The following is an 11,838-nucleotide window of genomic DNA, read 5'->3' as shown; positions in this document are numbered from 1 at the left end:
TTTCACCCCTTATGAATCTAGTTTTAATTTTCCAGATTGCTCATAAAAACGAACTGGATTATTCCAAACTAGTTCTTGAATGATATTTTCCGCATGCCCTTTCTTTCGCATCTCAAGCGCAGTTTTTACAACATTAAGAGGATTAGATGGTCCCCAATCTGCTGCAGTGTTAACCATAATTTTATTTATGCCGTAATGTTCAATTATTTCAATTGCTTCATCAGTTGAAACTTTCGTCGGATAAATTGTCATTCCGCTCCAGCCTCCATATTCAACGGAAAGATCAATAGTATCTGAATTATTATGATCTATTAATACCCTATCAGGTTCAAGCCCTTCTTCCCTTAGGATTTCTATTGTTCTTCTTGTTCCCTCCCGCTTATTTTGATGGGGAGTATGCACCATAACTAACATATCGAGGTCTTTAGCCAATTTCAGTTGTCTCCGCATCACATCTTCTTCCTCAGGAGTAATCCTATCAAATCCAATCTCCCCAATTGCAAGACACCGCTCATGTTGCAAATACTCGGACAATCCATCAATTACTTGATAGGCAATATCAATGTTATTTGCTTCTTTTGGATTCATAGCTAAACAACAATAATGAGTGATTCCATATTGCTTAGCACGCTCAGGTTCAAAGGTAAGCAAATGTTGGAAGTAATCAAAATAGGTTTCAGGATAACGGCGTTCGCTTCCAAGCCAAAATGCGGGTTCTACAACAGCGCGTACACCAGCCAGACTCATATTTTCATAATCATCGGTTGTACGAGAATAACAATGAATGTGCGGATCAAAATATTTCATAAATTATCTCCCCTCATAAAAGGCTATTCTTAAAATATGGTGTAAGGAATTCTATAGATTCCTTTGCTGCCAGTACTGGATCATTGCAATAGGTATATAATTCTACTGTAATAAATCCCTTATATTTAATTTGCTTTACATAATTAAATAATTGATTAAAATCAATATTCCCATGACCAGGTATAAGATGATAGTGTTTATGATCTGCTATATCCTCTAGGTGGATGTTCCATATCCTAGACTTTAAACTTGATAATAAAGTGGGAATATCCTCTCTTATTACATCTGCATGCCCGAGATCAAGATTTGCGCCCAGCCTATTTGATCCCACTATTTGAATTAATTCATTCAATTCTTTTCCATTTTCTATTAAAAGGCCAGGTTCGTACTCAATCCCTACGTTGATTTCACGTCGTTCAGCATAGTCCATAATCTCTATTAGTGAATTTATAAGATGATTAATTGCTTGATCTGGTGGGTTCCCTGAAAGACACTTTCCACTTGTAATACTGATGTTTTTGGCATTAACTATTACAGCTAAATCTATTAATTGTTTTGTATATTTAATTCTCTGATTCCTCACCTCTTCTCTTGCATTACATAATGAAGGCTCAAATGTAGGTTCTCCAGTAGAATATGGAAAAAATCCAGCTGCTGTATTTCCGTTTATATTTGAGACCTCGAGGCCATATTTTTCTAGTTTTTGTTGTACATCAGTTACCCAAGCAGCAGTATGTGCAGGTGGGAAAGCATGAGGAACATCCGCTAAAATTTCAACCCCTTTATACCCCAACTTTCCAATCTCTGAAATAGCTTCGGGTAATGTGTATGTTGTAAATGCATTTGTACTAAAAGCTAGCTTCATCTTGCGCCTCCTTTTAAAACCTCTAATATTACAACACTTATTCGTTCAATAGAATTTATTCAACATTTATAAAAAACGGTACAATCTATTAAAAAATATTCTACAAAGTTCAACGAATAGCCAGGAGTAAAAAAAACTTAATATAAATATTATTGCAATAACCTTTGCATCTATAATTGTATTAACAGTAGGGCCCAGTACTGGGAAACGGAATACATACAGTATCACCATGATCCCCGCCAGTAGACATATTGATGAAAAAGAAACAACCCAAATTCTCTTATTCAATTGAAAAAAAGACACACCTATAGCTATACCTAATAAACCTGTTGTAAATGGAAAAATAATTAATTCACTCGGCTGAATGATAAATAAAAGGAGAATTGTAAGGATATAAGAAAGGATTCCTTGACGAATAGAAAGGGACGTAACTAAAAAAATTGGTAATGTCGCTAAAAAACTAATTAAGTAGCCTATACCTGGCATAAAGCCTCCTGCTGATTGAAGCATGGCGGCAAGTGCACTCAGCAAGGCTGTAATAATCAAGTTGGCTGCAAAAGGGAGCTTTTTCAAGTGAATATGGTCTCCATCTCTCTCTCTCATTGATTGATACCAATAACGAACAAACCATTTGATTAAAATCACCACCCAAAAATATCCAAACAGTCATTTTCTATACTATTCATTCCCACGTATTTTATGCGATATTGCCTTTATAATAAAATTGTAAGAATGATTGCTCCTCTGAAAATATTTTAAAATAGCAGCTATTTCAATTGGTATTACTATAAATTCATGAACATAAATTTTGCAAGATATTGCTGAACTCTCTTTTTCTAAATTCGCAATTATATTTATTTTCAAATGCCTTCTCTTTATTTTCATAAAGATATAACACGCCCTACCATTTGAATTTTTATGGTAATGTCTTATAGAACAATTTCAAAAATAGTACCTTTGTTCAAATCAGTCACATTTGTAGATTCATAAACCCCTAAATATAATCTAGTTTGATTCAGGTTTGTTCCCAAGTTAACATAATAAGCTGATTGAGATCCAAAATTATAATCGGTTTCAATAACACTAAAATCATTTAATTTACCATCTATACTAGGACGAGTATAGACTAACCCCCCTCTAACTGGGGAGTTAGATTCTTCCTTCCGAGCAAGATCGATAAACACAATACTTTCTGTTAAATTCGGGATTCCATTCCCCATATATGGTTGGACACCTGTAAGTGCAGTTCCATCAAACTTATCAGGTCCTGAACCTTTATGAAAATAGCTAATGAATGGTTGAAGCCGCTTCATTGACGTTTTAACTGTTTCATTATAATAAGCTATTATTTTTTCATCTAAAGTGGGAGTTGAAGAACATCGTCTTATAAAAGAAGTAGGAAAATTCCCTTCCCATCCACGCCAACCAAAGTTAATAAATCCGTCTTGATCAGAAGTAGATCTCATCATTAAAGAAGCTTGAACAAGTTGAGTGACCGGTATAGGTCTATAATGAACAAATGAAAAAATTGATTCCACCAAATCTTGCCCAACATTTCCCACATATTTAATATAATGATTATAAAACCTTTGAAATGAAATACCTGTGATATTACGAACGCCTTTAGCAATTACCGTAAGAGTTTCCTGAATAGATGCGGGAAGTTCATCAAAACGTGTGACTATAGGGGGATTATTGATAAGTGTATTCTTAGCTACATCAATTTCAATTATTTTACCGGCTATCTCCATATCATCCTGACTTAAATTAAATGGATCATAGCCTGATCCACCATCTCCAGTTGTTAAAACAAGTGCCCCAGTTTCAGGTGAAAAACTTAGGCTATTAACCCCATTATGATTAAGAAATGGTCTTCTTATATTAAGTAATGTACGTCTTTTTTGAGGTTGACCATTCGGTTGTAAAATCCATTCTTCTACGGTATCAATATGATCATATTGAGTTTCCCTGTTTATCCATCTTAAATTTAACGTTTTTGGGTCACATGGATTAGGCTTAAAAGGTTCAGCAAGAGCTCCCGGTCCTTGTGTTCCAGCTAATGAATAATGAAGATAAAACAAACCGTTATAATAAAATTGTGGATGAAACGCTACTCCTAGCAACCCTCTTTCATCATATCCACCTTGTTCAGACTTCCCTAATTTTATGATTCGAGAACGAATATCTAAAAAAGTTCTTATTTCTCCGTCTCCTATGTAAAAGATTTCTCCTATTTGGGTTGCAATAAATAATCTTTCAATTGATTCACCTGGAAGTATAGTTGTTCTTAAAACAGTGGGTAGATTTATCTTACTTACAATGGGTTGTAAACGAACTTTTACTTTTATCAATTAACTTTACACCCCTTTCTATTATAAGAATATGATTTGGACTGTGCTATTAGTATCAAATAAGGGATGACAATTGAATATAAAAAAAGCGTGTTATGATTATCTTCTTCAAAACACGCTTCTTCCTAATATATCGAACATTCATCAACTTTATATCTTAAAATACACCTAACAATTTTTCTGTGAATTTTTCAGAATTCCTCTAAAAAAATTAGACTTATCTTCCTGATCCCTTCAATACTATTGCTGAGTACGCTGCATTTCCTGCTTCTCCATATAATTGCGCATCTTTTTCATATATCTAGGTGCATCCATTGAATCTTTTACAATCATTTCAATAATACAGAGTTTTTTAGTACTTTCTATTTCAGCTTGGTTTATTGCCTGATCAAGCTCTCCGTAGGTACGGACTGTAGCTGTAAACGCATCGCCTCCAAGAACTTCCGCTAGCTTAGTATAAGACCATTGAGGAATTTTGTTGTACTTTTGATTTTTTGTTTTTACATTCAAATATTTTTCAATCGTATAACCATCATTGTTTAAGACAAAAATTATAGGCTTGCATCCATAATAAAGCATGGTGCTGATTTCTTGGGCTGTCAGTTGTAAGGCTCCATCCCCTGTAAACAGCAACACTCGGCGTTCAGGCACAGCCATAATAGCACCGAACGCCGAAGGGATTGCGTAACCGATGGACTGCCAACCGCCTTGCCCAATATATATTACATCGCTCGGTAGTCTCACCTCTGCCATTCCGTTATAGAATGTACCAGTCTCGACAACTACAATGTCTTCTTCTTTCAGCATCTGCTGAAAACGTGGATAATAGTTGGCCGCTATTAGAGGGGCATCGGTGTTAGTATTTAATTGGTCGTAAGGGAATGGCATTTTTTCTACCAAGCCTTGCCCCTTATAACCCACATTCTGTATTGCAAGTAACATGTCAGCTGCAAGAACATTCGGATACTCTGCCTCAGCAATTTTAACCATATCCGGTTGAATATTGACGGTTATCAGCTGGTTTAGTTTTGCGGTAAAACTCGCGGTATTAGTATCCGCCAATACCATACCAATTGCGATGATACAATCTGCATTTTCTACCTTACTTTGAACTTCAGAATCTCCAAAAGATCCTAAGTACATTCCCACATAATTTGGATGTGTTTCGTCGAATCCTCCCTTTCCGTACATCATCGTTGCAACAGGAACATTCATGGTGTCTACCAGTTGTTGAACTGCCGCTTGAAGGCCGAAACGCATGGTTTTCACATCCACCAGTATAACTGGTCGATGTGCACGATCTAGTAGCTTATGGACATGATTGACCGCAGCATGAAGAGTTTTCAAATTAGATGTTGGGCGTTGGGATGTTGGCTCTACACGATTTTTAATCGGTTTGGTCACTAAATCATCGGCCACAACAAGATATACAGGCTTTTTCTTTTCTTTAGCAATTTGAATTGCGGCTGGAATTTCAATTTTAGCGTTTTCAGGCGTAAGCACCGTGCTGTATGCAGTAATTTGCTCATACATGTTGCGAAAAACATCAAAATTCCCATCCATTAAAGTGTGATGCATCAGCTTATGCTCTTTTTGATCATTTTCGGGAGGCGCACCCACTATATGAATAATTGGTACATGCTCACTATTAGCTCCGGCTATAGGATTACAAGCGCTGAGTTCTCCGACTCCAAAAGTTGTAATAAGAGCGGCCATCCCTTTAATTCTTGCATAACCATCTGCAGAATAGCCAGCGTTTAGTTCGTTACGCCCTTCTATAAAGCAGATACCTTTATAACACTCTAAAGTATCAAGAAGTGTAAAATTATAGTCCCCTGCAATACCAAAAATCTCGGTAATGCCCTCCAATTTTAAACAATCGAATAAATATTGACCAACCGTCTTTTGAGAAGGTTGCCTTTGTAAACCAAAGTTATCCTCATTTATCATGTTTTCCACCACTTGTTCACCCCTTATCTATTTCTTAAATTGTTTTATAGTATTCTCTTTGATAATACCCTTTAATTGAGCCCATTATCCGTTGCACTGAGCCAAAGCAGTATATCAAACGCAATTAACTAATATAAAAACATGTCGCTATTAAGCGATACATTTTGTATAATTCAAAACAATTTTAAGCTTGAGATAAGGTTTAAAAGTTAAAAAAGAGCACCTTTTGAAGAAACCTTAAACATTTAAAATGTGTCAAAATCTATCAAATATCGTTATATTAACAGTTATTTAGAATTATGATTGCACCTTTCCCCCTTTTTGATGATATAAAGAGCATATTTATAATGAAAAGAACATCTTCTGGTAGTGAAAGAGCAATTAAGGAATTGTTGAATGATAATAAACTATTCCGTTACAGAGCCATTTAATTGAATAACCGTTATTAAGTTAACAGTGAAATTTGATATGGATAATAAGGTCTTTAAAAAAATATAGAGAAAAGAATATAATTATATTGAGTATAATAACGTGTTTTTAACTATACCTTTAAGGAGGCGTTGTCGATGAGAAATTATTTCTATTTGATTGGGCGAAAAAATAAGGGGATAACGTTCCAATAGCCCATAAACTACGTGGTTCCCCTTTCATATTAGAAGGAGAGTATCAGATTGAAAAAAATTTATTTAAAGCCAATTGACAAAAGTAATTGGGAAGAAGCAATTAGATTATCTGTTAAAAAAGAACAACAAACATTTATTGCATCCAACCTTTACTCTATCGCAGAAGTTCAATTTCTAGATAATTTCTATGCAAAAGGTATTTATTTTGATGAGAAAATGATTGGATTTACTATGTTTGGGATAGATCCTGATGATAAAAATTATTGGATTTATAGACTTATGATTGATGAAGAATTTCAAGGGAAAGGTATAGGAAAACAAGCTATATATCTGGTTATTGATGAAATAAGAAGAAATAATAACGTAAGAAATTCTATAATAATGATCGGATATGCTCCTGAAAACCTTACAGCTAAATTTGTATATAAACAAGCAGGATTTATTGAAACTGAATTATCATCTTGGGGTGAACAGTTAGCTAAGTATTCTTTATGAGCATTTGAATTCCTCAAGTTGACTATTAGACTTATTAAAGAAAAGAGTCCAATAGTATAGCAATGTAGATAGGAAATGATTAAATTTTTTATAAAAGAATCAACTAACTGAAAATATTAAGAGCGTATTTTGATTAACCTTTTTGTCAAAATACACTCTTTTCTATGATTATTTATCAAAGTTATTAGTATCAATTTGAATAAATTTTATTTAAAAGCAAAAACACTGTTTAAATAAAATCACGTCTAAATTGAACATACCATACAGCCACAATTTGCTGTTTTCTAAGCTCGAAGTTTACCTCTCCAATAAGTGGAAATAATAAAACTATAAAACATTGGATGGAGGATTTATAGTGACGAATAATGAGAATTACAGTGGAATATTACCCCATAACGCCGAATCTTATTGGACGAGCAGTATTCATTTACCAGAATACCCTTCCTTAGAGAGTGACATGCAGGTCGATGTTATTATTGTAGGAGGAGGAATTACTGGCATTACTTCTGCCTATCTTTTAGTAAATGAAGGTCTAAAAGTCGCTGTTATAGAGGCAGACAAGTTATTAAATGGAACGACTGGGCATACGACAGCTAAAATTACGGCTCAACATGACATGATTTATGACGAGCTTATCAGATATACCGGAAAAACTACCGCAAGATTGTATTATGAAGCAAACATCGATGCTTTAAAATTCATTCAAGCTACAATTAATAAACATCACATTGATTGCGATTTTACTGAACAAGATGCTTATCTGTATTCCACAACAGAAGAATATGCATTTAAGTTAGAAACAGAAGCAGAAGCTTATAAAGAGCTTCGTATTGAAGGTGAGCTTGTAAACAAACTTCCTATTAACTTAAAAATACATAATGCACTTGTTATGAGAAATCAAGCACAATTCCATCCTCTCAAGTATTTAGCTCATCTTTCAAATATAATTACAGAAAAAGGTGGATACATCTTTGAAAATACCACAGCAGTAAATATAAAAACAGGCGAACAACCTGTAGTTCTTACCCGTGGAGGAGCTCAAATTACAGGCAAGTATATTCTCTCTTGTTCTCATTTCCCTTTTTATGAAGGCGCAGGACTTTACTCTACAAGAATGCATGCAGACCGATCCTATATAATTGCCGCTAAGACAAAAACAGATTATCCAGGTGGTATGTATATTAGTGTAGATGAACCAACCCGTTCCCTCCGTTCTACAACAATTAATGGAGAAAAATTTATTCTTATCTCTGGAGAAAGTCATAAAACGGGACAAGGCGGAGAAACACTAAAACATTATGAAGCCTTGGAAATATTCGGACAACAAGTTTTTGGGCTTGAAAATATTTCATACCGTTGGTCAGCACAAGATTTAATTACACTAGACAAAATTCCTTATATCGGAGAAATCACCTCCGATCAGAGAAATATATTAATTGCTACTGGATACAGAAAATGGGGTATGACTAATGGGACTGCAGCTGCTCTTTTATTCCGTAACATCATATTAAAGGAAAAAAGCAAATATCAGGAATTATATACTCCCTCTCGTTTCCACATGAATCCTAGTTTAAAGAATTTCTTAGTCGAAAATGCCAATGTTGTTGGTCACTTAATTAAAGGAAAGTTAGAGATTCCTCAAAAATGTATTCATGATTTATCTAACGATGAAGGAGCCGTCATTGATATTGATGGCCATAGAAAAGGAGCTTATAAAGATACCGAAGGTAAACTTCATATTGTAGATACAACTTGTACTCACATTGGATGTGAAGTTGAATGGAACAATGGAGAACGTTCTTGGGATTGTCCGTGCCACGGTTCACGATTCTCTTATACAGGGGAAGTACTTGAAGGACCTGCTGAAAAACCATTACAAAAATATGATTATAAAATGATAGATAATCTTACTTCAGAAGACTCTGGTTATTAACTAAATTTATGAAAGAGTGATATTGAATTTACAATATAAAACCAAGATACCCCGTTTGAGAGTAACTTGGTTTTATTAGCTTGATGATGTCGTAGCCATCCCCCTAAAATTGACAACTTATAAGAGAATATCTTTTTCACCTTCTATCCTAACTAACAAGTCGTGAAATTCGTTTCTTTTTCCATGAAAATTTATAATATCCATATTGCAAAAGTAAACTTACAATAAATGCAGCTGGATATCCAATCCATATTCCTTTTATGCCAAGATTTGTATGATAAGAAAGGTAATAAGCAACTGGGACTTCTACAAGCCATATTGATACGACACCGATAATAGTGGGCCATAATACTGTTCCACTCGCTCGCATTGTCGCACTAATAATTTGAGCATGGCCGAAAATTAAGTAACTCCAAAGTGTAATCATCACCAAACTATGTGCAATTTCGATTGTATTCGGGTTCGTTAAGAATAACGATAAGATTTCTCTTGAAAACAAGTAAATAAAAGCAATTAATATACCACCAATTATATAGTTCATAACGATTCCAGCACGAATAACTTCCTGTAATCGATTAAATTGCTTTGCACCAATGGATTGCGCAGCGAAAATGGATACTGTTATTCCGAGACTGACTGCAGGCATCTGAACATAACTTGCAACCTGGTTTACAACTCCATATGCAGCGGTCGCATCAGAACCGAAACGATTCACAAATGCGATTACCGCAATCTCAGATAATGAAACAAGAATCATATTAATGCTCGCTGGAATTCCAAGGCGTAATAATAGTTTTAACAACTCCCAATCCATACGAAGATATTTTCGTACGGTCTCATCTAATTGCAGTGGATGATTCTTCTTCTTTAAATAAATAAGCATAACAATAAATGTTAGAATGGTTGAGATAACAGAAGCATACGCAGCCCCGTACACACCAAGTTTGGGTATTCCTAGCCAACCAAAAATTAGGATAGGTAAAAGAATTATATTTAAGACTGTACTAACAATTAAGAAATAAAACGGTGTCTTAGAATCTCCTGTCCCTCTAATAAACGTTGTATAGGAGAAATATAGAAATAAAACTGGCATAGAAATAAATAAAATACGTGCATAATGCACACTCATATCAATTATATTTTCTGGCGTACCCATAAGACGCATAATATTCAGAGCAAATCCATTTCCCACTATTGCCAAAATAACTCCTATTATAAAGGTAAATGTCAACGTCGTACCAACAATGGCTTTTAAACGCTCTTCATTACGGGCACCAAATGCCTGACCAATTAAAATCGAACTACCTGATCCAATTCCAATTACAAACGAAACCAGTAAGAAGAATAATGGGAAAAATGCTGAAATGGCAGCTAATTCCTTCACACCAAGCCATCGCCCTACTACCACCATACCAAATAATTGTCCAACTGATTGTAATATGTTACTTAAAAGCAAGGGAACTAGAAACATAGACATTGATTTCCATGTTGCTTTCTCTTCTTTTTGTTGATTTTTTAATTTTTTACTTTCTTGAATACTATCTATCGATGATTTCATATTTGATTTCCCCTTTTATTTGGAGGATTTATATCATTTTGAGAATAATACGTTAAAGATGAAAAAAATTTCAAGTTAACGTTATAATCTTATCTACAGATTTCCCCCTACGTAATAATGATTCTTGAGAATTTGTTTGTCATTCTTTTTTCTACACTTCTCCCTTTGGATTTACTCTTCAACATGTGCAACAGTTGGATTAATTTTCCTTGCCCCGTTTATTTTAATAAAATTATTTATATTATTAAATGTAATAAACAATTAATAAATAAAATTGGTATAAAAAATGATTTTTGTAATTAACAAAGGTCATTTTTTATTTTTAAATATTGTAATTACTTAATAGTAGTTTATTTAAGAGTTACAAAATAAATATTCTTCCCTTGTTTTGATGTTCATTATAGCGGTTAACATTAATTACTGCTCTTTTATGTTGTATATTTTTTAATAATTTGTCCAAAATATAACTAACCTGTTTTAGAACAAATTGGTTACCGAGTAGTTAGCTTTTGCTAGCTGCTATTTTTATCGTTTTCCGACAGAAGACTCCTTCCTCAAAAATATGAAGGTGTGAAACACCAATTTTAGGTGGGAGATGAATGTCGGTTGGCATAAGCCAACATTTTTGCTATCATTTACTTGTACAGATTGCTCTTCGAAAACTGAAGATATAAGGTTGGTTGCAGAAAAACGTTGCAACCGTAAAATCTTCAACGTTCTATCGCCCCACGCTTCTCAAAATTGCGAAAACCAAGCTAAAGTAGATAGTGTGGTGAGTCAGCGTACAAGATACTTATGTTCTCACCGTAGGGACTACGGGTAGAGCCTGCTAAGATAACTGATGGATACATCGGTGTTCGCAGGAATCTCCCACTTCAAACAGTCCGTTAGGACGTTAAGTGGTGAGTAGTTCAATGCAATTACTAAAAAATACACCTAATCATCTTGTTCAAAATATATACTTTCATAAATATAGGGGATTTTTTATACTGTTTCTCCAAACGAAAATACAAAAAGGTATTATGGTCCGAGTGCCTCCAATGTGGGTTCATCGTGAATGCTTTTAATGGAGTTTATCCAACAAACACGTTTGATAGTGATGTTGTAGACCAAGACACAGTAGTAATAAATTAAGATAATTCAACTCCTGAATAAAAACTAATATTTCATCTATAATAAACATTACAACCTGCTTCTTACCCAGGTTGTATTAAATAGAGCAGTTGCTACAACTAACTGCTCTATTTTAATTTTAG

The 11,838-nt window shown here is 34.3% G+C and carries 9 protein-coding genes; 3 read left to right on the top strand and 6 right to left on the bottom strand.

What is annotated here, in order from left to right; translation table 11 throughout:
- Positions 1–9: 9 nt before the first annotated feature.
- From DN407_RS28295 to DN407_RS28275, 5 genes are all read right to left on the bottom strand, one after another.
- The gene (locus DN407_RS28295; protein ID WP_149216909.1) at positions 10–807 is read right to left on the bottom strand and encodes a TatD family hydrolase; all 798 of its coding nucleotides are present in this window, start codon (positions 805–807) and stop codon (positions 10–12) included.
- A 13-nt stretch (positions 808–820) separates the two neighbouring features.
- On the bottom strand, positions 821–1,672 hold the full coding sequence (locus DN407_RS28290; RefSeq protein WP_149214957.1) for a sugar phosphate isomerase/epimerase family protein: 852 nt from the start codon (positions 1,670–1,672) through the stop codon (positions 821–823).
- Positions 1,673–1,738: 66 nt separating this feature from the next.
- Entirely contained in the window at positions 1,739–2,275 is a 537-nt protein-coding gene (locus tag DN407_RS28285) for a hypothetical protein (RefSeq protein ID WP_149217100.1), read from the bottom strand.
- Between the two features lie 326 nt (positions 2,276–2,601).
- Positions 2,602–4,023 (bottom strand): PQQ-dependent sugar dehydrogenase, encoded by a 1,422-nt coding sequence (locus DN407_RS28280; protein WP_149216908.1) that lies wholly within the window; start codon positions 4,021–4,023, stop codon positions 2,602–2,604.
- A 240-nt stretch (positions 4,024–4,263) separates the two neighbouring features.
- The gene (locus DN407_RS28275; RefSeq protein ID WP_149216907.1) at positions 4,264–5,982 is read right to left on the bottom strand and encodes an alpha-keto acid decarboxylase family protein; all 1,719 of its coding nucleotides are present in this window, start codon (positions 5,980–5,982) and stop codon (positions 4,264–4,266) included.
- A gap of 662 nt (positions 5,983–6,644) precedes the next feature.
- Between DN407_RS28275 and DN407_RS28270 the strand changes: the two genes are divergently transcribed.
- Entirely contained in the window at positions 6,645–7,091 is a 447-nt protein-coding gene (locus DN407_RS28270) for a GNAT family N-acetyltransferase (protein ID WP_149216906.1), read from the top strand.
- 355 nt (positions 7,092–7,446) lie between these two features.
- A complete protein-coding gene (locus DN407_RS28265; RefSeq protein ID WP_149216905.1) occupies positions 7,447–9,024 on the top strand; it encodes an FAD-dependent oxidoreductase in 1,578 nt (525 codons plus the stop codon).
- Positions 9,025–9,172: 148 nt separating this feature from the next.
- Here the strand turns inward: DN407_RS28265 and DN407_RS28260 are convergent, their stop codons facing one another.
- Positions 9,173–10,501 carry an MATE family efflux transporter gene (locus DN407_RS28260; RefSeq protein WP_425591731.1) on the bottom strand — a complete coding sequence of 443 codons (1,329 nt, stop codon included), beginning with the start codon at positions 10,499–10,501 and terminating at the stop codon, positions 9,173–9,175.
- Between the two features lie 1,026 nt (positions 10,502–11,527).
- Between DN407_RS28260 and DN407_RS28250 the strand changes: the two genes are divergently transcribed.
- Positions 11,528–11,716 carry a spore germination protein gene (locus DN407_RS28250; RefSeq protein WP_179955843.1) on the top strand — a complete coding sequence of 63 codons (189 nt, stop codon included), beginning with the start codon at positions 11,528–11,530 and terminating at the stop codon, positions 11,714–11,716.
- Positions 11,717–11,838 lie beyond the last annotated feature (122 nt).

Origin of the sequence: Bacillus sp. JAS24-2 (assembly GCF_008274905.1) — a bacterium.
Taxonomy (GTDB): Bacteria; Bacillota; Bacilli; order Bacillales; family Bacillaceae_G; genus Bacillus_A; species Bacillus_A cereus.
Note: the sequence above shows the minus strand (reverse complement) of the source record. Positions and strands in the feature narration are given on the sequence as shown.